Source organism: Anaerofustis sp. LCP19S3_F7 (assembly GCF_052119445.1).
Taxonomy (GTDB): domain Bacteria; phylum Bacillota; class Clostridia; order Eubacteriales; family Anaerofustaceae; genus Anaerofustis; species Anaerofustis butyriciformans.
In genome coordinates this window covers 1-20,586 of sequence record NZ_JBQKFF010000007.1, presented here as the reverse complement: position 1 = coordinate 20,586, position 20,586 = coordinate 1, and the positions used below count along the sequence as shown (strand labels likewise).

General features: G+C 27.5%; 24 protein-coding genes. 13 read left to right on the top strand and 11 right to left on the bottom strand.

Annotation, left to right across the window (positions count from 1 at the left end):
* Positions 1-15: 15 nt before the first annotated feature.
* The 5 genes from ACTQYZ_RS07650 to lepB all read left to right on the top strand — a co-directional run bounded on the left by ACTQYZ_RS07650 (position 16) and on the right by lepB (position 5,011).
* Positions 16-537: a ribosome hibernation promotion factor gene (locus ACTQYZ_RS07650; protein WP_441022434.1), complete on the top strand. Its 522-nt coding sequence runs from the start codon at positions 16-18 to the stop codon at positions 535-537.
* A gap of 166 nt (positions 538-703) precedes the next feature.
* Positions 704-3,013, top strand: coding sequence for a DUF5317 domain-containing protein (locus tag ACTQYZ_RS07645; protein WP_441416333.1), 2,310 nt, complete (start codon positions 704-706; stop codon positions 3,011-3,013).
* A gap of 46 nt (positions 3,014-3,059) precedes the next feature.
* Positions 3,060-3,749, top strand: a complete 690-nt coding sequence (locus ACTQYZ_RS07640) for a tRNA threonylcarbamoyladenosine dehydratase (protein ID WP_441022438.1) — start codon at positions 3,060-3,062, stop codon at positions 3,747-3,749.
* A gap of 2 nt (positions 3,750-3,751) precedes the next feature.
* Positions 3,752-4,423, top strand: a complete 672-nt coding sequence (locus tag ACTQYZ_RS07635) for a uracil-DNA glycosylase (RefSeq protein WP_441022440.1) — start codon at positions 3,752-3,754, stop codon at positions 4,421-4,423.
* 69 nt (positions 4,424-4,492) lie between these two features.
* A complete protein-coding gene (gene lepB, locus ACTQYZ_RS07630; RefSeq protein ID WP_441022442.1) occupies positions 4,493-5,011 on the top strand; it encodes a signal peptidase I in 519 nt (172 codons plus the stop codon).
* A gap of 25 nt (positions 5,012-5,036) precedes the next feature.
* Here lepB and ACTQYZ_RS07625 read toward each other — a convergent pair whose 3' ends face one another.
* Positions 5,037-5,819, bottom strand: a complete 783-nt coding sequence (locus tag ACTQYZ_RS07625) for an MBL fold metallo-hydrolase (protein ID WP_441022444.1) — start codon at positions 5,817-5,819, stop codon at positions 5,037-5,039.
* A 182-nt stretch (positions 5,820-6,001) separates the two neighbouring features.
* Between ACTQYZ_RS07625 and ACTQYZ_RS07620 the strand changes: the two genes are divergently transcribed.
* The 6 genes from ACTQYZ_RS07620 (at position 6,002) to ACTQYZ_RS07595 (ending at position 10,288) form a co-directional block, all read left to right on the top strand.
* Positions 6,002-6,496: a hypothetical protein gene (locus tag ACTQYZ_RS07620; RefSeq protein ID WP_441022446.1), complete on the top strand. Its 495-nt coding sequence runs from the start codon at positions 6,002-6,004 to the stop codon at positions 6,494-6,496.
* Between the two features lie 13 nt (positions 6,497-6,509).
* Positions 6,510-7,208: a response regulator transcription factor gene (locus ACTQYZ_RS07615; RefSeq protein WP_441022448.1), complete on the top strand. Its 699-nt coding sequence runs from the start codon at positions 6,510-6,512 to the stop codon at positions 7,206-7,208.
* Complete coding sequence (locus tag ACTQYZ_RS07610; protein WP_441416332.1) at positions 7,195-8,613, top strand: sensor histidine kinase; 1,419 nt, start codon at positions 7,195-7,197, stop codon at positions 8,611-8,613. Before ACTQYZ_RS07615 ends, ACTQYZ_RS07610 begins: the two co-directional genes overlap by 14 nt.
* Positions 8,614-8,627: 14 nt before the next feature.
* Positions 8,628-9,548: a serine O-acetyltransferase EpsC gene (epsC, locus tag ACTQYZ_RS07605; RefSeq protein ID WP_441022451.1), complete on the top strand. Its 921-nt coding sequence runs from the start codon at positions 8,628-8,630 to the stop codon at positions 9,546-9,548.
* Between the two features lie 88 nt (positions 9,549-9,636).
* Positions 9,637-9,843, top strand: coding sequence for a DUF378 domain-containing protein (locus ACTQYZ_RS07600; RefSeq protein WP_441022453.1), 207 nt, complete (start codon positions 9,637-9,639; stop codon positions 9,841-9,843).
* A gap of 109 nt (positions 9,844-9,952) precedes the next feature.
* Positions 9,953-10,288 carry a DUF134 domain-containing protein gene (locus ACTQYZ_RS07595; protein WP_441022455.1) on the top strand — a complete coding sequence of 112 codons (336 nt, stop codon included), beginning with the start codon at positions 9,953-9,955 and terminating at the stop codon, positions 10,286-10,288.
* Between the two features lie 22 nt (positions 10,289-10,310).
* On the opposite strand, the gene ACTQYZ_RS07590 is transcribed toward ACTQYZ_RS07595, so the two are convergent.
* The 7 genes from ACTQYZ_RS07590 to ACTQYZ_RS07560 all read right to left on the bottom strand — a co-directional run bounded on the left by ACTQYZ_RS07590 (position 10,311) and on the right by ACTQYZ_RS07560 (position 15,543).
* Positions 10,311-10,649 carry a histidine triad nucleotide-binding protein gene (locus tag ACTQYZ_RS07590; RefSeq protein ID WP_441022457.1) on the bottom strand — a complete coding sequence of 113 codons (339 nt, stop codon included), beginning with the start codon at positions 10,647-10,649 and terminating at the stop codon, positions 10,311-10,313.
* Positions 10,650-10,748: 99 nt separating this feature from the next.
* Positions 10,749-12,131, bottom strand: a complete 1,383-nt coding sequence (locus tag ACTQYZ_RS07585) for an ABC transporter ATP-binding protein (RefSeq protein WP_441416331.1) — start codon at positions 12,129-12,131, stop codon at positions 10,749-10,751.
* A gap of 9 nt (positions 12,132-12,140) precedes the next feature.
* Complete coding sequence (locus ACTQYZ_RS07580) at positions 12,141-12,968, bottom strand: ABC transporter permease (RefSeq protein WP_441416330.1); 828 nt, start codon at positions 12,966-12,968, stop codon at positions 12,141-12,143.
* Positions 12,969-13,103: 135 nt separating this feature from the next.
* Complete coding sequence (locus ACTQYZ_RS07575) at positions 13,104-13,646, bottom strand: NADH peroxidase (RefSeq protein WP_441022462.1); 543 nt, start codon at positions 13,644-13,646, stop codon at positions 13,104-13,106.
* 74 nt (positions 13,647-13,720) lie between these two features.
* A complete protein-coding gene (locus tag ACTQYZ_RS07570; protein WP_441416329.1) occupies positions 13,721-14,128 on the bottom strand; it encodes a Fur family transcriptional regulator in 408 nt (135 codons plus the stop codon).
* A gap of 158 nt (positions 14,129-14,286) precedes the next feature.
* Positions 14,287-14,739 carry a COG2426 family protein gene (locus ACTQYZ_RS07565; RefSeq protein WP_441416328.1) on the bottom strand — a complete coding sequence of 151 codons (453 nt, stop codon included), beginning with the start codon at positions 14,737-14,739 and terminating at the stop codon, positions 14,287-14,289.
* Between the two features lie 57 nt (positions 14,740-14,796).
* The gene (locus ACTQYZ_RS07560) at positions 14,797-15,543 is read right to left on the bottom strand and encodes a peptidoglycan DD-metalloendopeptidase family protein (RefSeq protein ID WP_441022468.1); all 747 of its coding nucleotides are present in this window, start codon (positions 15,541-15,543) and stop codon (positions 14,797-14,799) included.
* Between the two features lie 214 nt (positions 15,544-15,757).
* Here ACTQYZ_RS07560 and prfA point away from each other — a divergent pair, with 214 nt between their 5' ends.
* Positions 15,758-16,825 (top strand): peptide chain release factor 1, encoded by a 1,068-nt coding sequence (gene prfA / locus ACTQYZ_RS07555; protein ID WP_441022470.1) that lies wholly within the window; start codon positions 15,758-15,760, stop codon positions 16,823-16,825.
* A 27-nt stretch (positions 16,826-16,852) separates the two neighbouring features.
* Here the strand turns inward: prfA and ACTQYZ_RS07550 are convergent, their stop codons facing one another.
* The gene (locus tag ACTQYZ_RS07550; protein ID WP_441416327.1) at positions 16,853-17,899 is read right to left on the bottom strand and encodes a glucosaminidase domain-containing protein; all 1,047 of its coding nucleotides are present in this window, start codon (positions 17,897-17,899) and stop codon (positions 16,853-16,855) included.
* Positions 17,900-18,035: 136 nt separating this feature from the next.
* Here ACTQYZ_RS07550 and ACTQYZ_RS07545 point away from each other — a divergent pair, with 136 nt between their 5' ends.
* A complete protein-coding gene (locus ACTQYZ_RS07545) occupies positions 18,036-18,620 on the top strand; it encodes a hypothetical protein (RefSeq protein WP_441022473.1) in 585 nt (194 codons plus the stop codon).
* A gap of 26 nt (positions 18,621-18,646) precedes the next feature.
* On the opposite strand, the gene ACTQYZ_RS07540 is transcribed toward ACTQYZ_RS07545, so the two are convergent.
* Together ACTQYZ_RS07540 and ACTQYZ_RS07535 are read right to left on the bottom strand one after the other, a co-directional pair.
* Positions 18,647-19,288 (bottom strand): flavin reductase, encoded by a 642-nt coding sequence (locus ACTQYZ_RS07540; protein WP_441022475.1) that lies wholly within the window; start codon positions 19,286-19,288, stop codon positions 18,647-18,649.
* A 46-nt stretch (positions 19,289-19,334) separates the two neighbouring features.
* Complete coding sequence (locus tag ACTQYZ_RS07535) at positions 19,335-20,078, bottom strand: SDR family NAD(P)-dependent oxidoreductase (RefSeq protein ID WP_441416326.1); 744 nt, start codon at positions 20,076-20,078, stop codon at positions 19,335-19,337.
* Positions 20,079-20,586 lie beyond the last annotated feature (508 nt).

The window sequence follows — 20,586 nt, the reverse complement described above, 5'->3', positions numbered from 1 at the left end:
AACGAGGTAAAGATCATGAGAACTGACATTAAATTTAAAAATTATAATGGTGATTATGCTTTAATTGAAAAAGAAGCGGAAAAGAAGCTTGACAGATTAAGCAAATATTTCCCTAAAGATCCTAAAGCAAGCATTATGATTAGCGAAGTAAGAGGCCTTGTTACAACTGAAATCACACTTACAGTTGATTCAACATTTTTAAGAGTTGAAGTATCAGACAGAGATGTTAGAAACGGAATTGATAAAGCCATTGAAAAACTTGAAGCTCAAATAAAGAAAAACAAAGATAAACTTAAAAAGAAATTAACGGACTCAATCAGATATGAAGAAGAAGAGGATGAAATTGAACAAGATAATTCAAAGATCGTTAGAAGCAAAAAATTTGCAATAAAACCTATGCTTCCTGAAGAAGCTGCATTGCAAATGGAATTACTTGATCATGTATTTTTTGTATTCCTAAATGCAACAACAGATTCCGTTAATGTAATATATAAAAGAAAAGACGGTCAATATGGCTTAATAGAGCCTGAATTTTAGACTAAATTGTTAAAAACTATTGAATTTTCATTAAAAAAAATGTTAAAATGTAGTGTCTACGGTTTTACCCTTAGGCACTACTGTAATATTGTATGAAATATAAACGTTTTATAAATATTTTTTTAAGAAAAAACTTTAGCTTTTACAGTTAAGAAAGGAATTAATTATGTTTTTACTTGAAATCGCGATTATCTCCATAATAGTGGGACTGATAAGAAAAGGTAGTATAAAAAACTTTTTTGTGGGAGGTCTTAGAGGTTGGTACATTTTTTTAGTATCAATAATATTATTTATGTCACAAAAAGTTTTAGCATTAGCTGGAGTTACAACTTTAAATGATTATGCTTTCTGGATAACAATAGTAGCATACATACTTTTATTTATCGGACTATTCTTAAATTTAGAGGGAATATGGGTTTATGCACTTTTAATTGGGGCCTTAATGAATTTTGTAATTATCGTTTTAAACGGAGGATTAATGCCTGTAAGTGAATCAGCCTTGAACATTGCTTTAGGAGATGCAGCAGCAACATATACCACAAACTTTGCCGCAACAATGTCCGTTGCAACAGATTCAACAATTTTCCTATGGAAATATTTAGGTGCAATTATTCCATTACCATTACCTTCAATTTTTGCGGAAGTATTAACACCTGGAACAATTATCATGGCAATTTCGTCATTTGGTTTCATTCAAAGTATTATGACAACAGAATATATGGATGAAGATGAATATGAACAATACATGCAAGAATTAAGCAGTGAAGACAAAAAAGATGCTCCATTACTTGATGAAGCAAAAGAAGAAAAATATGATGATGAATCAGCAGATAATGAAATAGATTATACATCTATGGATAATGATGATATATTTGATAATAAATCTAATGATAATAACTTTGAAGATACTACAGAAAACGTAAGTTTAGATGAAGAATTAGAAGAATTATCAAATGAAGAACCGGAAGAAGAAACTGATTATTTTGCAGACTTCGATTTAGAAGATTTAAGAGATGATGAAGAAGAAAATGATGAAGAAGATTTATCAGAAATAGAAGAAGAAGGTGCAAAATTAGAAGATGAAGACTTATTAAAGGAACTTGAAGATGAGTTCAATGCCGGTGAAGAAGAATTATTTGCTGAAGATGATTCTTTAGATTCTCTTATAGATGATGCATTATCAGAAGATGAACTTGATGATCAAGAAGAAGAACCTGAAGAAATTGAAGAAATAGCCGAAGAAATTGAAGCTGATGATGAAGATGATTTTGATATACCTCTTGAAGCTGCAGCATTTGCAACAGGTGCAACATTAGCAGCAAATGAAAATACAAACGACAATAAAGATTCTGATCTTGAAGACTTATTAACGGAAGCTTTAGGTGATGATGAAGAAGATGAAGAAATTCAAGAATTATTAAATGAACTTAGAAGTCTTTCAGAAGATGATACAACAGCTAAAGATGACATCAAACAAAACGAAGAATCTTTAGATATCGCAGAAGATGAAAACGAAGAAGAAAATAATGAAGAAATTGATTATGATTTCTTTAAAGATGAAGATGAAAATGATAATGAAATAGAAGAAGTAACAAATGAAGATCTTTCTCAAACTGTTGAATATGAAGAAGATGAACAACAAAAAGATATGTTAAATGAGGAAAATGAGGAAGTATCTACACAAGAGCCTATCGTAGCTTCAAGAAATAATATTCAAGATGCTAAAGATTTCTTAAATAAAGTCGGAAAACAAAAACAAGAAAAAATATCAGATCCTGTAAATCCTATGCCTGATGTAGATGTTGACAGTCCATTCATCATAACAGATGGAAGAATAGTTGAAAATCCTTATTATAAATTTAAAAAAGGAACAACTACAAGAAGAGAAGAAGCAGTATCTTCTCCTCAAATAGATGATAACGGAATTTACGTTATGAGTTCAGGAGAATTAGCTAAAGTAAAGGGAGGAAAGGTTCAACCTAAGATACCTCCAAAAGATGAAACAAAAACACCAGTAAAAAAGACTAATATTCCTAATATGACTTATACTCCAGGATTTGATAACGAAGAAGAAAAAACAAAGAAAGAGCAATATACACCAATAACAACAAAACTAGAAAAAGATGAAGAAAGAAAGTCTTCAAAAATTCCTACTAATGATTATTCTTCAAGAATACCTATGGATAATCCTTACGATAATAAACAAGAAAAACAAACTAGACCAAAAAGACAATACAGAAGATATGCTCCAACATCAGAACAATTGGAAAGAGAACCTAATATGACCATCATAAATGACTCTTCAACAGGAAGAACAATTAAAAGAGATTCTAGATATCCAAGAGAAGAAATTCTTCCAACATATAAAGATTCTGTAATAGATGAAAACGGAAAAGAAGTTCCAAATCCATATGAAAAAGTAGAAATGAAAATCGGCGATGTGGAAATTAAATTCTGGAAAAAAGATAATCAATAAAAAATAGCCACGGTATTCCCGTGGTTATTTTTATAAGGAGAACAAAATGCGATTTTTAAAAAACGAGCTTCTTATTGGAAAAGAAAATGTTGAAAATTTAAAAGACAAAAATATTCTTTTAATTGGATGCGGAGGCGTTGGAGGTTACTGCGCAGAATCATTAATAAGAAGTGGAATATACAACATAACAATAGTTGACAATGACAAAGTAGATATAACGAATTTAAACAGGCAAATTATAGCTTTAGAATCTACAATAGGTAATTATAAGGTAGATGTATTAAAACAGCGTATGATAGATATAAACCCTCATGCAAACATAACTAAATTGAAGACTTTTTTAAACAAAGAAAATATTCCTGAAATTGTAAATAATAAATTTGATTATGTTATTGATGCAATAGATTCAATGACAAGTAAAATTGACTTAATAGATTTTTGTTATAAAAATAATATTAATATTATTTCATCAATGGGAATGGGAAACAGACTTTCTCCTGAAAATATTGTAATTACAGATATTTTTAAAACTGAGTATTGTCCAATGGCTAAAATAATAAGAAAAGAATTAAGAAAAAGAAATATTAAGAAACTTACCGTATGTTATTCAAAAAATGAAGTCAACAAAAAATATAAAACACCTTCAAGCATGATATTTGCACCAAGTGTTTGCGGTATAACAATAGCTTATAAAGTCATAAATGATTTTATTAACGAAAGTAATACGGAGGAATAAAAATGGCAATTGAATTTAAAAATGATTGGCAGGATTTATTAAAAGACGAATTTCAAAAAGACTACTATAAGGAAATAAGAAAAAAACTTGTATATGAATACAAACATTATAAAATATATCCTGATATGTTTGACATTTTCAATGCTCTTCACTATACATCATATGAAGATACAAAAATATGCATCATAGGACAAGATCCCTATCATGGAATAGGACAGGCTCATGGATTATCTTTTTCCGTAAGAAAAGGTGTAGCTCCTCCCCCTTCCCTACTTAATATTTTTAAAGAACTTGAAGATGATCTTGGGATAAAACGTCCATCAACAGGGTGTTTAGAACCTTGGGCAAAACAAGGAGTACTGCTTTTAAATGCAGTATTAACAGTACGTGCAAATCATGCAGCAAGCCACAGAAATTTAGGATGGGAAGAATTTACAGATAAAATAATATCTTTACTAAACGAAAGAGAAAAACCCCTCGTGTTTATTCTATGGGGTAATTTTGCAATTTCAAAAAAGAAACTTATAACAAATCCTAATCATTTAATACTAACAAGCCCTCATCCAAGTCCTTTATCTGCTTCAAGAGGATTTTTTGGAAGCCATCCTTTTTCAAAAGCAAATAAATTTCTTATGGAACATGGTCAAACTCCTATAGATTTTTCATTAGAATAACAAAAAAGCCTTTACAAATTTATTTATTAGAAGTATATTATACTAAGACTATTTTTTAGGGAGATAAACATGACTAAAGGTATAAAAGAAATTTTCAGCTGGGGATTAACCATTTTAATAGCAATAATTCTTGCACTTTTAATAAGAACTTTTATATTTGAACCTGTAATGGTAAAACAAACAAGCATGTATCCAACATTAAATGATTCAGATAAAGTTATTGCAAGTAAAATTTCCTATATTATTTCTGATCCACAGTTCCAAGATATAGCAGTGGTAAAAATTGATGAAAATAACGATTATGTAAAAAGAGTTATAGGATTACCTGGAGATACTGTTGAAATAAAAAACTCTAAAGTTTACGTTAATGGAGAGCAAATATATGAACCTTATATTTCAGAAGATTTGGTTTATGACGATTATCCTCTAACAACAGTACCTGAAGGAAAATATTTTGTACTTGGAGATAATAGACCAAATTCAAAAGATAGTAGATCTGAAGAAATAGGTTTTATTCCAAGAGAAAATTTCAAATCAAAGATAGTATTCAGAATTTTACCTTTCTCTGATTTTGGAAAAGTAGAATAAAAAAAGAGCTTTATAAAAGCTCTTTTTATTTTATTGTCATATCTTCTCCTGGATTTGTAAAGAAATCTGTTGGAGAAAGTTCTCTTTCATATTTTTTAAATACTCTAAATGTATTATATAGCCAATTACCTTTATCAAGATTTTTATCTGGTAAATGAACAATAATTACTCTTCTTGGATTAAGTCTGTTTATTATTTCTCTTCCTGCTTTTAAAGCAATATAAGGGAAAGGGGCAATTAAAACATCAACGTCTTTTTCAAAAATCTCTGCTTCTTTAAAATTTTCAACTACAGGTGCACTATCCCCAAGATGCATAAAAGTTTTTCCTCCAAATTCAAAATAATAAGCAAAGTTTTCTACATCTTCATAATTTTTACCATCATGAGGTAAAGAAATAACTTCAAATGATACATTCTTGATACTTGCTAAAATTGATTTAAAAAAAGGAATTTCAAATTCATGTACTTGAGATACAATAATAGGATCAAAATTTGCACTTTCCTTTAATCTTTCCATAACGGTGCAAGTACAAATAAGTTGTGTTAATCTATTATTTTTTAAAATCTCGCATACACAAAAAGCATCAAAATGTTCAATGTGATGATGGGTAAAAACCAAAATATCTATTTTATCATATGGAGCAACACCATTAATCATGTTTTTCATTGTTTCTTTTTTAACACTAAAATAAGGTGGTACAGGTTTAATATGAACTCCATCAATTAATATTTTTTTACCTCTATTTTCAAATAATACTCCTGCATTAGCTATATATTCTATGGTTACATTTTTCTTATTAAATGCCATTAATACACTCCTAAATTATTTATTTAATAATTGTATTATACATTGTTTTTTATTCATTCTCAAGTTAATATAATTTGTTTTTAATAATAAACAAATTTTAATCTAATATATTTGTATTATTATTTAATAAAATATGATTATATATTATAATTAAAATATATTTTAATTTAAAGAGGAACAATATGAAGTTAGATGAAAATAAAATTGAAATGTTAAGAGATGCTACAGGAAGAGATTACGGTTTTTGTGAAAAAGCATTAATACGTTCAAGAAATAATTATGAAAAAGCTCTAGAATATATTATAAATTATGATGAAAGATATATAATAAGACTATATAAACATATTGTATCAATAAGTTTTGGAGAAAAAAGTTATAGATTTAAAATAAATTATATGAATGAAAATATTATGGATATCCCATTATTATTACCTATCTTAATTTGTATTATTGTTCCCATACCATCAATTTTTATAGGGCTTTTCTTAGTATTTATAATGATAACAAATTCATCAATTACAATGGATTTAGTAAATATTGAAGACGTTGTAATTCCTTATAGACGAAATAAAATAAAAAAGAAAGTAAATAAAAATATAAAAAACGTAAATACATACGTTAATCATACAAAAATTTCAAAAGATGAAGAAGGATTTAATATTATTGACATAATGTAATCAGGAGGAAAAAATGAACGAAATATTACTTATAGAAGACGAATTAAAAATTGCACGTTTTTTACAATTAGAACTAACACATGAAGGTTATAGTTTAACAATAGCCACAGAAGGAAGAGATGGACTTATTAAAGCCATGGACGATAAATTTGACCTTATTATACTTGATCTAATGCTCCCAAATTTAAGCGGAATAGAAATTTGCAGAAGACTTAGATCAAATAATATTCAAACACCTATAATAATGCTTACGGCAAAATCAGATGTTTCAGATAAAGTTATGGGGCTTGATATAGGTGCAGATGATTATATGACAAAACCTTTTGCAATAGAAGAACTTCTTGCAAGAATAAGAAAAATTTTATCAAGATCAAAAAGAGAAAATGAAAAAAAAGAAAAAGAAGCAATTATTAAAGCTGGAAAAATAGTTTTAAATAAAAATACTTATTCAGCACATTTTGAAAATGAAGAAATTTCACTTACAAAGAAAGAATTTGAGCTTTTGGAATATCTAATGATAAATAAAAATATTGTACTAACAAGAGAACAAATTGTAAGTAATGTATGGGGATATGATTATGAATCAGAAACAAATGTTACAGATGTTTACATAAGATATTTAAGAAGTAAAATTGATCAAAAATACAATACACATTATATAAGAACAGTAAGAGGCATAGGCTATCAATTTAAAGATGATGAAGAAGAATAGTAGAAAAGAAAAAAAAAGAAGAAAAAATAGTCAAAGTATAAAACAAAAAACAGCTTTATGGTATACATACCTATATTTGGTAATTGCCTTAGTAGCTGTTGTTGTGCTATCTATTTCCCTTTTAAAAGCAACATATAAAGAAGCATATAATGAAAGTAGCAAAATTAATAGTACAGTTACGACAATGTTAAAAAATGGAAGATTCGAAGATAAAAATTATATAGTAACCAATATTGAACAAATAGAAAAAAAATATAAACAATCAATAATTTCCATTATTAATACAAATGGAGATTATTACTTATTAGAAAAAAATGATGATATAGAAACTTACATTAAAGATTTAAAAAATAATTATTTATTTGAAGTCTTACCTAGAATATCATTACTAAATAAAGGTTACTTAGTTAGTTCAAGAAATATTAAGACAGATAATGGAATATATAAGCTTCTTATTTTTTATTCAGCATCTCCATTTATAGAAAGATTTACAACTATCATTCCTCCTGTTACCATAGTACTTTGTTTTGGAGCTTTAATTATTTTAATTCTTGGAAGAATGAAACTTGGAAAGACTCTAGCTCCAATAAATCAAATGAATAGAACAACAAGAAAAATAACAGCAGAAAACTTAGATCTAAGACTTGATGTTTCTGGAACAGAATATGAACTTAAAGAGCTAGCTAAAACAACAAACGAAATGATTGATTCTTTCCAAGAAGCTTATGAAAAACAAGAAAGATTTGTTTCTGACGTTTCTCATGAGCTTAGAACCCCTATATCTGTTATTTCCGGATACGGTAATATGTTAAAACGCTGGGGTAAAAAAGATGAAGAAATATTAGATGAAAGTGTTGATTCAATTATTTTTGAAGCAGAAAACATGAAAAATCTTGTTAACAGATTATTGTTTTTGGCAAAATATGATAAAAAGAAAATAAATTATAATTTTGATAAAGTCAATTTAACAGACAGCGTAAATTTAATTATAAAGGACTTTACCGTAACACATCCTGATATTACATTCATAAATAATATTGAAGGAAATATATATATTAATGCCGATGAATTTAGAATAATAGAAGTAATAAGAATAATAATTGATAATGCAATAAAATATTCAAATAATAATGTTACATTAAAAATCAATTTACAAAGTAAAGACAATAATGCTATACTATCTATTAAGGATAATGGAATGGGCATAAAAGAAGAAGATCTAAAAAATATTTTTGACAGATTTTATAGAACAGATAAATCCAGAAATAAAGAAACAGGCGGAATGGGACTTGGGCTTAGTATTGCAAAATCCATTATTCTGGATCATAAAGGTAAGATACGAGTTAGAACTAAAGAAAATGTCGGTAGTGAATTTATAATAACATTACCTTTATTAGAAGAATAAAAAGGAGACATAATATGATAAACATGAAACAATGGCTTGAAACAAGAAGCAAAGAAATATCAAGCCAAGTTGTTGAAATTAATCAAAAAGAACTTACAGATGAAGGCATCAGCGGCTTTGGCATGAAATTAAAAGTTAACGAAATCATAAAGAATCTTGAAGCAGGACTCTTCCCTACCATATATGAAAAAGATTTGGATAATAATGAATTTATAAACATATATGTTAGAAAAAGATTAAATACTGCAGCAATGGAGCTTAACAGTATAATCAGAGAAGTATACATAAATATGTGTGACCTTGAAAATAAAAATAAAAATTGCACAAAGTGTAAAGAAAAAGCTGATGAAGCAACTATTAAATTTATGGAAAGTATACCAAAGGTAAGAGAATATTTATCAACAGATATTGTAGCAGCTTATAACGGAGATCCTGCAGCAATGAGCATAGAAGAAATTCTTTTAAGCTATCCTTACCTTGAAGCAATTACAATACAAAGACTTGCACATGAACTTTTTAATTTAAAAGTACCTCTAATTCCAAGGATAATGACAGAATATGCACATACAAAAACAGGAATTGACATTCATCCCGGTGCAAAAATAGGAAAATATTTCTTTATAGACCATGCAACAGGAGTTGTTATAGGTGAAACTTGTGTTATAGGAAATAATGTAAAACTTTATCAAGGAGTTACCCTTGGAGCTAAAAGCTTTGAACTTGACGAAAATGGAAATCCTGTAAAAGGAGTTAAACGTCATCCAAATATTGAAGATAACGTAATTATATATGCTGGAGCAACTATCCTTGGAGGAAATACAACAGTTGGCGAAGGCTCTATAATCGGAGGTAATGTTTGGTTAACAACAAGTGTTCCTAAAAATTCAAGAGTATATAACAATACACCAGATAATTTAATAGAAGTTGCAAAATAAGACTTGTATATAATACAAGTCTTTTTTCTTAAAAAATCATAAAATTTTCTTTTTGGGAAAAAATAAAATAGAAAATTTCTAAAAAGGAGTGAAAATAATGAATAAGCTATTTTTATTATTAGTTATCATTGGTGCTATAAACTGGGGACTTATCGGTTTTTTCCAATTTGATTTGGTTGGAGCATTATTTGGTGGTCAATCATCAATAGTAAGCAGAATAATCTTTGCTTTAGTTGGAATAAGCGGATTATATTCCCTAAGTTTCTTTAATAAAGTAGATAATAACATGGACTAATTATTTATATCTAAAGCTGACATAACGTCAGCTTTTATTTTACATAAATATTGACAAAAAAATAAATCCTATTTAATATTATATATAAATAAATTAAGGACGTGAAAAAATGCCGAGACCTACAAAATGTAAAAATGTTTGCAAAATGCCTATATCAAATACTTTTATATCAAAAAACAATAATGACGAAACAACAACTCTAACAGTAGAAGAGTATGAAGTAATAAGACTTATTGATAACGAAAATTTTTCACAAGAACAATGTGCAAAATGGATGAATGTTTCAAGGGCAACAATTCAAATATTATATACAAATGCCAGAAAAAAAATTGCCAACTTTTTAACAAAAGGTGGAAAACTAATTATTGATGGCGGTAATTATAAAATATGTGATTGTAACAGCGAAGAATGCAACTGTACAAATTGTAACTGCCATAAAAAATAAAAGAGCATATAAAATGCTCTTTTTAAGCTTCCCAAGATAATTTTTTTCCTGCTAATAAATGGAAATGTAAGTGATGAACACTTTGACCTCCATCTTCACCACAGTTATTTATAATTCTAAATCCTTTTTCATCAAAGCCTTGATCTTTCGCAATATTTTTACATACTGCAAAAATATGATTAATTATCTTATCATCCTCATTAACATCTAAAATAGACGTATAATGTTTTTTTGGTACTACCAAAGCATGAAAAGGTGCAATAGGTTCGATATCTTTAAATACATATACAAGTTCATCTTCATAAACTTTAGTTGAAGGAATTTCACCTGCTATTATTTTACAAAAAAGACAATCACTCATTTTTTCCTCCTGTTTTATCAAACTATATATTATATTTATATGTAAAATAACACATATCAAAATAATGACACATGGATTATACATACATTAAAATTTATTTTATTTAAGCATCTCAGAAATAAAAGCCTCATTCAATGTTCCATTTTTATTTCTTTCTTCAAGTAAATAGTCATCTTTCATTGTTTTATAAGGAATAGAATACACACCATCCCCACAATATTCACTACTAGTTATAATTAATCTTCTTATTGATGCAAATTTAAAATGAAGCCCAGATTCATTATTCCAAAACTCACCTGCAACTTTATAGTTACCAGGCAAAAGTCTTAAGTTTGGTAATATAAATCTATATACATGTCTACCAATGGAAGAATCTACAATATTATTTTCATTTTGTTTACTGGTTGCAAAAACAACCCTATCTTCAATATCTCTAATAGAAAAACAAGCTATTAAATTATTATCAATAGGCTTTTTCACCTCATACTCCACTTCAATGATAAAAGATGCCCCATAGTTAAATTTTATTTTATTTTTTAATTCAGAATTTATATCAAGAAATCTAGTTTTAATTAACTGCAATATATCTTTTTTTTCAAAAATTGCATCTTCTTTTTCTTGACTTTCACGTTCTTGTATTCTTTTTATAGTTCTTACTTCTTTTAAATAATCCTCATAAAGCTTAGTAACCATATCAGTATCGCCTTTTGCCATCAGTTCTCCATCTTTTATCCACATAGCTTTTGTACAAAATCCACGAATTGTAAATAAACTATGACTTACAAAAAGAATTGTTTTACCTTGTTTTCTAAACTCTTCTATTTTTGATAAACATTTTAACTTAAATGTATCATCTCCAACAGCTAAAACTTCATCAACAATTAAAATATCAGGTTCAACGTTAACACTTATTGCAAACCCAAGTCTAGATTTCATACCAGAGGAATAAGTTCTTACAGGTTGATATAAATGATCTCCTATATCTGCAAATTCAATTATATCTGGAATTCTTTTCTCCATCTCCTCTAAAGGAATACCTAAAGTTGTTGCTTTTAAAAATATATTTTCATATCCTGTAAGTTCTTTATCGAACCCAGAAGTAAGTTCAAGCAATGCTGAAATTCTTCCTTTTACTTCAATAGAACCTTCCGTCGGAGTTGATACTCCTGTAATCATTTTAAGAAGTGTTGATTTACCTGAGCCATTTACTCCAAGAATACCAATTGTTTCACCTTTTGGAAACTTCACATTAATATCTTTTAAAGCATAGAATTCACCATATTTAACTTTACTCGAAAAAGCATTGATAACTCTATGCCAAGCTTTTTTATATATTTTATACATTTTTGTAACATTTTTAACACTAACAGCAACATTTTCATCCGGAATATCATCAGGCCAATCTTCTAGCATTGTTGCCTTCATTTCATCTGTAATTTCTATATTGACATCAACTGAATTTCTTGTAAATTTTTTTGCCATAATAACCTCCTATAATACATCAGAAAACTCATTATGGAGTTTTTTATAAAGATATGCCGTTAACAATGTAAATAATAAAGTAAATACTAGCATATATATAGTATATGAAGGTCTTTCAAAAAACCATATTTTATTTAAAAATGTATCTCTATATCCTTGTATAAAATAATAGAAAGGATTAAGTTTCAAAATTTTAAATAATAAAGAACCTTCTGCTAATTTAGATGGAGCCCAAACAACAGGAGACAACCAGAAAAATATCATTGTAGTTGATTTTACAAGTTGTTCAAAATCTCTACTTATAACTGATAATGTTGATAAAAAAGTACAAAGTACACAACCAAAGAAAAATAAAAATCCTGTATAATATATAATTTGAAAATAATATATATTAGGATAATATCCACAAATAAAAAGTACTATAAATACAAGAACCAATAATATTAAATGTGTAAAAAATAACGACATTACATTAAATATAGGTATTGTTTCTACAGGAAACACAACTTTTGTAACCAAATAACTATCTCTTCTAATAGAAGAAATTCCTATATGCATAATATCGTTAATAAAAAACCAAGCAATAATACCAGACATTAACCAAAAAATAAAAGGAATATTACCATCCATAGGCTTTCCTCCTCTTATTCCGATTTGAATACCAAACCAATATACAAAAATAAATAAAATAGGTTTAACAAGTGACCAACCAACTCCTAAAGCAGATCCTGAATATCTTTTTTTTAGTGTCATCTTAGCCATTGCCAACGATTTCTTTCTATTTTTTATATTTGATTTAAAAATATCAATAAAACTATTAATTGCTTCTTTTATCATTATTTTTATTCCTCACGATAAATATTTTTACCATAATTTATCTAATTATAATACTATAACTATAAAAAAAAGTCAAATTACCATTAATTTTTGCATAAAAAAAAGCCTTATAAAAAGGCTTTTTTATGTATTTTTTTAGCCAAAGTATCTTTGAAGTAAACCTTCAAAAGCTTTACCATGTCTAGCTTCGTCTCTAGCCATTTCATGAACTGTATCATGAATTGCATCAAGATTTGCTTCTTTAGCTCTCTTAGCAAGATCAAATTTACCTGCTGTAGCACCATTTTCAGCTTCAACTCTCATTTCAAGGTTTTTCTTTGTGCTGTCTGTTACAACTTCACCTAATAATTCTGCAAATTTTGCAGCATGTTCAGCTTCTTCGTAAGCTGCTTTTTCCCAGTAAAGACCGATTTCAGGATATCCTTCTCTGTGAGCAACTCTTGCCATTGCAAGATACATACCTACTTCTGAACATTCTCCTTCAAAGTTTGCTCTTAAATCTGCAATAATGTCTTCGCTTACACCTTTAGCAACACCAACAACGTGTTCAGCAGCCCATTCTCTTTCTCCACTCATTTCATTAAATTTTTCAGCTGGAACGTGGCATTGAGGACATTCTGCTGGTGGATTTTCTCCTTCATAAACATAACCACATACTGTACATACCCATTTTTTCATAATTAATTATCTCCTTTTTTATATATATTTTATTTTATTTTTATTTAAATAGTTATTTTAACTATTATAAGCTATTACATCTCAACAACAAGCTTTTGATTATCATCAAATCCATTGTTCTTTTTTATTTCTTTCAAATTTCTTTCTATATCGCTACAATGCTCTTCATCAAAGTAATCAATAATTTCATTTGTTTTTGTATTATAAACATGAATATGAAACTTTGTATTTGCATCGAAACGCATCATATTATTTTCATCATCTCTAACTTTTATTATAACACCATTTTCAACAAATGCATCTAAAATATTGTATACTGTTGCAAGAGAGAATTTGTTCCCCATAGAATTTAAATAATCTTTTACCATGTCAGCACTAGGATGTTCTTTACTTGACATAAGATATTCTAAAACTGCAATTCTATTTGGAGTTATCTTTAAACCATGACTTCTTATTATTTCTTTCAAATCTATACTGTTCATATTCTCTCCTTTCTTTTAAATTAGAATGATTATAATTTAATTATATATATAAAACTTTATTTGTCAATACTTTTTTTATTTTTTTTATTTTTATTTAAATAAAAAACAGATATATTAAAATATCTGTTTAACCAATATCTTATTATTGCATATAGAATTTAAACTATTGTTGTAACACCATACGTAAGCATCATAATTATTAGCCCTGCTGTTAACACACCAACAAAAATTGGCAATATAGCATCTTTCAATCTTATATCTAAAAATGCTGCAACTAATGCTCCTGTCCATGCTCCAGTACCTGGAAGAGGTATTGCAACAAAAATATAAAGTCCTAATTTTTGATATTTCTTTACTTTTTCTCCTTTTAAATGTGCTTTATTTTCAAGCTTATCAACCATATCATTAAGCTTAGGCATATATTCTCTTATAAAAGCAAAAATTCTTCTTATAAATAATATAATGAAAGGAACTGGTATAAGATTACCTATAACGGCTGCAACATATGCTTCAGGTAAAGAAAGTCCTGACGCAACCCCTATTGGCAGCCCTCCTCTAAGCTCAATAATTGGTATCATAGATATAAATAATGTATAAAAAAAACTTCTCAAAATATTCCTACCTCATTAAAATTTATATAATAATAATATATTATATAAATTTTAATGTCAATTAAATAATGTTGTAGGATTAATAATTTCTAAGTTACGTTTTACTTCGAAATGCAAATGATAATCATCTGATATTTCAAATGGAGCGCTTTTACCAACACTTCCTATTACTTCATCTTTTTTCACATTATCACCTTTTTCTACATTCAACTTCTTATTTAAATTTGCATAAATACTACACAAACCATTTCCATGATCTATTTCAACAGTATATCCAAATTTTTCGTCATAATATACTCTATTTACCTTCCCATCTAAAATGCTTTTTACATTTTCATTTTTATATGACTTTAAGTCAATCCCTTTATGATCAGATATATACTCCTGCAAAGTTTTTGAATATACCGGAGTTGCATTATAGCTATAATCCATTATTATCTCTGCACTTTTTACGGGACGAGAAATATTTGATAAATCTATATTTGATGATGTATTTACAATACTTTTTGTTTCTTTGTTTTCTCCTTTTATTTTTTCTTCTTTTTGTTTTTTTTCTGAGTTTTCTTTGTCATCTAGAGATTCTTTATTATTATTTTGTTCGTTTTCTTTATTTAATTGTTCATTCATAACAGACTTTTCTTCTACTCTATCATCTTTTACATCAGCAATATTCAAATTGCTCCTGCTAATAATCCCACCAAACATAACACCTATAATAAGCAAAACAGAAAAAGCAACACATATTTTTGAAAGAAGTTTTTCTTTTTCCCCCATTTTAATTCTTTTTCGTATCCTTTTTTTCACCTTCCTAAGCCTCCTGATATTAATTTCTTTTTATTTACTTTTTATTATTACCCAATAATATTCGTTTAAACATTATTTGTTTATTTATAAAATACAAACAAAAAATTATTTAAAAATTTTCTTTCTAAAATTCAAATAACGCAAATAAGAAAAAATACTTTTAAAATAAGGTTTTTTGGTGTATAATTCCATAAGAGAACACGGAGGGGTATATATGTTAGAGAAATTAAAATCTATAGAAAACAGATTTAATGAAGTAAATAAAGATATCATAAATCCTGAAATAATGAATAATCACGAGTTATATACTCAGTTATTAAAAGAACATTCTCATTTAGAACCAATTGTTAATGCATATAAAAAATATGCAAGTGTTATGGAACAATTAAGCGAAAACAAAGAAATGCTTAATGAAAGTGATGATGATGATTTCAAAGAAATGATTCTAGAAGATATTTCAGATTTAAACAATCAAAAAGATGAACTTGAAAAAGAAATAAAAATATTATTAATTCCAAAAGATCCTAATGACGAAAAGAACGTTATTGTTGAAATCAGAGCAGGTGTTGGAGGAGATGAAGCTGCACTTTTTGCAGGAGACCTTCTTAGAATGTATACAAGATATGCAGAAAGAAAAAATTGGAAAGTTGAAATGCTATCAACTAACGAAATCGGTATTGGAGGATATAAAGAAGCTGTATTTTCAATTCAAGGTAAAGGTGCTTACTCAAGACTTAAATATGAAAGTGGAACACATAGAGTTCAAAGAATACCTGATACTGAATCAAGCGGAAGAATTCACACATCAGCAATAACAGTTGCAGTTTTACCTGAAGCAGAAGACGTTGAAGTAAATATTGATCAAAATGATTTAAGAATTGACGTTTACCGTTCAAGCGGTAACGGTGGACAAAGTGTAAACACAACAGACTCTGCTGTTAGAATTACGCATATTCCATCAGGTCTTGTTGTAGCATGTCAAGATGAAAAATCACAACTTAAAAATAAAGATAAGGCTTTAAAAATATTAAAAGCAAGATTATTTGAAATTGAACAAAGAAAGCAACAAGAAGCAATTGCAAGTGACAGAAAAAGTCAAATAGGAAGCGGAGACAGATCTGAAAGAATCAGAACATACAATTTCCCTCAAGGTAGAGTTACAGATCATAGAATAGGATTAACATTATATAAATTAAATGATGTACTTGACGGAGATATAGATGAATTCATTGATAACTTAATTGTTAAAGATCAATCAGAACAAATGGGAATAGAAGAATAAAAAGAGGACTGGTAGCAGTCCTCTTTTTTATAATTTCTTTAATGCTGAATTTCTTTTTTCACTTATAATACTATAATAGTTATACATATTTCTTGCAACCTTATCATCCCATGTTGAACTTGAAGCATATCTTTTATTTACATCACTTATGGTCTTTCCGTTATATAAAGATGCACCTTTTTTTAAATAATTGTTTGCAAGTCCCTTTGCAACATCATCAATACATTCTGCTTTTGAAGAATATCCGCTTGAACCATAACCAAACATATTATTGGGTTTAAAACATATTGTCCCATTTGCACTTTCCATTGATGCAATTGCTACAAGAAATAAACAGTTAACACCATAATCCTCTTCCGCCTTTACAAAAGCTTCTTCAAGTCCCACAAGATTTTGTTTTGTTATATAACTTAATTCTTTAGCTGTTACACCGCTAGGTTTACTTACATCCATACTGTAAATTTCACTTAATGAATAACTTTTCAGCGTTTCTTCTTTTTTTACTTTACTTACTGTATATTCACGTAAACTATCTGAAATATTCACTTCTTTGGCATTAGCCGCAACATTAACAGCCTTTTGTTTTTCAAGCTCAATTGCATTATATTTTATATCATTATATTTATATATACCTATACCAGTCGCAAAAATACAAACACATAATACTATAGCTGTAATTTTTAAAATTTTCTTTTTTTGTTTTTCCTTTGGAATAACGATCTTTAACTCTTTTTCAACATGTTCCAGTTCTTCTTTTATCTTTTCTACATCATTTATTATTAGATCATCATTGTTATCATCATTTTTTTTATCGTCATTTTCATGAGAAATATCTTCAATAGTTTCTTCAATTAGCTTTTCAGCATTTTCAAGGTCTAAAAGTGCACTTTCAAAAGATATATCTTCACTATCAAAAGAAGCTATATTTTTATTTGTAATTTCTTCCACTTCATCTTTAACTTCTTTTTTTTCATCTTTTAAAGTATCTTTTATTATTCGATGACGCATTAAAAATTCTTTTTCTCTTTTATTCAGCCTCATCGTTTTTTTAACTTTAACTTTTTTATTTTTCATTTATATTTCCTTTATTTAATTAGAACTATTTTAAAATATTTTACTTCTTTTATAAATAAATGTCAAAAATTTAATTATTTTATTGAAAGATATAAATTTTATATATACAATATAAATATTAAAGCGAGGAAAAAAAATGAAGAAAATAATATCTCTTTTATTATCATTAACGGTTCTTTTAAGTCTTTTCGGATGTACTTTTGTAAAACCGGAAGAAAAAACAGAAGAATTTTTATCTGCAATAAAAACAGGAAACAAAGATATTTTGATGGGATATGCAGATAATGAATATATAAACATGCTTGTAAATTCTTCTGGAGATGAAGAAACATTAAATAAAATATATACAAATCTTTTCAAAAATTTTAGTTATAAAATTATTTCTACATCAATAGATGAAAAAACAGAAAATGCAATTATTAAAGTAGAAATAACAAATGTAAGTTTTAAAAATGTACTAAAAAATTATGAAAAAGAATCTTATGATTATATTGTAGAAAACTTATATTCTTCATCAAAAACAAAAAAATTAAACCTAAATAAGGAATGCCTAAAAATTTTTGCAAATGAAATAGAAGATGCAGCAAAATCGACCAAAACAACAAAACAAACGGTAGAAATAAAACTTACAAAAAACGGAAATTACAGTTATGATCTAACTATTGACGATACATTAATGAATGCCTTAACGGGAGACTTAATAAATAGCATAAAAAAATAAAAGACACTTTCAAAGTGTCTTTTTTATTATTCTACTTTTTTAAATTTATCCGGTCCTGCTCCACAAATAGGACATTTATAATCTTCTGGAAGAGGATCTCCTTCATAAACATATCCACAAATAGTACATACGTATTTTACACCATCATATTTTTTTTCTTCTTCTTTTTCAGGTATATAAGTAGGTGCATTTTTTGCTGTTTTACCTCTTATAACTTCATGATAATATGCATATGTCATTTGTCTCTTAGATTCATCATAAACCTCACCCGCGATAACTTTTCCTAAAAATACAGTGTGAGTACTTGTTTCCATTTTATCAATTACTTCACAAACAACATAACCGGCACTATCTTTTACAACAGGAACACCTTCAACCATTTCATAATCAACATTTTCAAACTTATCATTGTCTTTACCGCTTTTAAATCCAAAATTACCTATCAAATCAGGATTTGAATCTTCACTTAAAATTGAAAATGCAAATTTTCCTGTTTTTTCTATACAACCATTTGTATAGTTATTATGATTTACGCTCAAAGCTATTGTTGCAGGCTCAGAAGTAATTTGCATAATACTGTTTACTGTGCATCCAGTTGGTCTTTCACCATCCATTGTTGAAGCAATATATACTCCATAAGACATTTTTCTAAAAATATTTACGTTCATTTTTTTCACCTTATTTCCTTTATTATATTTTATTTATATACATTGTTTAAGTCATTGCAGCACCGTCAACTGATAGAACAGCTCCATTTATATAGCTAGCCATATCACTTGCTAAAAATAGGAATGCATTTGCGATATCTTCAGCCTCGCCAACCCTTCTTAAAGGAATAGTTGCAATTAAAGGTTTTATAAGTTCTTCTGGTAATGCTGCTACCATATCTGTATTAATAATACCTGGAGCAACTGCATTTACTCTGATATTATCTTTGCCAAGCTCTCTAGCCAAAGATTTTGTAAGTCCATTAATAGCAGATTTTGATGCAGGATAACCAACACCAGATGGTTGTCCATATATGCTTACCATAGAACTAGTATTTAATATAACGCCACCTCCTTGTTCTTTCATAATTTTAGCAACTTCTTTCGATGCGTTAAATGCTGCTGTAAGATTCAAATTAATAATCTTCTCAAAATCTTCCAAACTATATTCATAAATACTATTTCTTGCAGACATTCCTGCATTATTTACTAAAATATCAATTTTGCCAAATTTATTCTTAATTTCTAAAAAAGCTTCTCTAATTTCTTTTTCACTTGTTAAATTTGGATACATTCCAAAAACATCGAAATTCTTATTTCCCTCATTTAGTTTTGCTAATGCTTTATTAACCGTTTCTTCTCTTGAGCCAAAGAACACAACTTTAGCTCCATTTTTCAAAAATGTTTTTACAGTAGCAAAACCTATTCCTCTGGTTCCCCCTGTAACTACTGCCACTTTATTTTTTAACATATCTATTCACCTCCTAAATAACAAATCTATATTAACGTATATTTGTATTTAATTGTTTACATAAGTATACTCTCTTTAAAATAAAAAGTCAAGTAAATTAGAACAATTCTAATTTATTTTATATACTATATTCCCAATATATTTACATTAAAAATATACAATCATATTTTAAAATGATTCCTTACATATTTATAAAAATTAATTATGTAACGAGTCACTTATTAAACATAAAATCAAAATAAAATTAAATATAAATATTTTTTATACTAAAAAACAAACCTTTTTAATAAAGAGTTTTTAATTAATAAATATTTAAAATAAATGCATATTTCGTAATACATTATCATTAAGCTAAAACATTATTAAAATGGAATAAAAATGCAAAGCATACTATATCTATATCTTTCAGATAAGATTTATCTTTATTAATTTAATTATAGAAATAATTTAATACTTAAAATCTGTCTCTTATACACATCTGACGCTGCCGACGATTAGTGGAGTGTGT

Bases quoted from the DNA above. Each gene is read 5' to 3' on its own strand.
- ACTQYZ_RS07650 (WP_441022434.1), top strand. From the start codon at position 16: ATGAGAACTGACATTAAATTTAAAAATTATAATGGTGATTATGCTTTA.
- ACTQYZ_RS07645 (WP_441416333.1), top strand. From the start codon at position 704: ATGTTTTTACTTGAAATCGCGATTATCTCCATAATAGTGGGACTGATA.
- ACTQYZ_RS07640 (WP_441022438.1), top strand. From the start codon at position 3,060: ATGCGATTTTTAAAAAACGAGCTTCTTATTGGAAAAGAAAATGTTGAA.
- ACTQYZ_RS07635 (WP_441022440.1), top strand. From the start codon at position 3,752: ATGGCAATTGAATTTAAAAATGATTGGCAGGATTTATTAAAAGACGAA.
- lepB (WP_441022442.1), top strand. From the start codon at position 4,493: ATGACTAAAGGTATAAAAGAAATTTTCAGCTGGGGATTAACCATTTTA.
- ACTQYZ_RS07625 (WP_441022444.1), bottom strand. From the start codon at position 5,819: ATGGCATTTAATAAGAAAAATGTAACCATAGAATATATAGCTAATGCA.
- ACTQYZ_RS07620 (WP_441022446.1), top strand. From the start codon at position 6,002: ATGAAGTTAGATGAAAATAAAATTGAAATGTTAAGAGATGCTACAGGA.
- ACTQYZ_RS07615 (WP_441022448.1), top strand. From the start codon at position 6,510: ATGAACGAAATATTACTTATAGAAGACGAATTAAAAATTGCACGTTTT.
- ACTQYZ_RS07610 (WP_441416332.1), top strand. From the start codon at position 7,195: ATGAAGAAGAATAGTAGAAAAGAAAAAAAAAGAAGAAAAAATAGTCAA.
- epsC (WP_441022451.1), top strand. From the start codon at position 8,628: ATGATAAACATGAAACAATGGCTTGAAACAAGAAGCAAAGAAATATCA.
- ACTQYZ_RS07595 (WP_441022455.1), top strand. From the start codon at position 9,953: ATGCCGAGACCTACAAAATGTAAAAATGTTTGCAAAATGCCTATATCA.
- ACTQYZ_RS07590 (WP_441022457.1), bottom strand. From the start codon at position 10,649: ATGAGTGATTGTCTTTTTTGTAAAATAATAGCAGGTGAAATTCCTTCA.
- ACTQYZ_RS07585 (WP_441416331.1), bottom strand. From the start codon at position 12,131: ATGGCAAAAAAATTTACAAGAAATTCAGTTGATGTCAATATAGAAATT.
- ACTQYZ_RS07580 (WP_441416330.1), bottom strand. From the start codon at position 12,968: ATGATAAAAGAAGCAATTAATAGTTTTATTGATATTTTTAAATCAAAT.
- ACTQYZ_RS07575 (WP_441022462.1), bottom strand. From the start codon at position 13,646: ATGAAAAAATGGGTATGTACAGTATGTGGTTATGTTTATGAAGGAGAA.
- ACTQYZ_RS07570 (WP_441416329.1), bottom strand. From the start codon at position 14,128: ATGAACAGTATAGATTTGAAAGAAATAATAAGAAGTCATGGTTTAAAG.
- prfA (WP_441022470.1), top strand. From the start codon at position 15,758: ATGTTAGAGAAATTAAAATCTATAGAAAACAGATTTAATGAAGTAAAT.
- ACTQYZ_RS07550 (WP_441416327.1), bottom strand. From the start codon at position 17,899: ATGAAAAATAAAAAAGTTAAAGTTAAAAAAACGATGAGGCTGAATAAA.
- ACTQYZ_RS07545 (WP_441022473.1), top strand. From the start codon at position 18,036: ATGAAGAAAATAATATCTCTTTTATTATCATTAACGGTTCTTTTAAGT.
- ACTQYZ_RS07540 (WP_441022475.1), bottom strand. From the start codon at position 19,288: ATGAACGTAAATATTTTTAGAAAAATGTCTTATGGAGTATATATTGCT.
- ACTQYZ_RS07535 (WP_441416326.1), bottom strand. From the start codon at position 20,078: ATGTTAAAAAATAAAGTGGCAGTAGTTACAGGGGGAACCAGAGGAATA.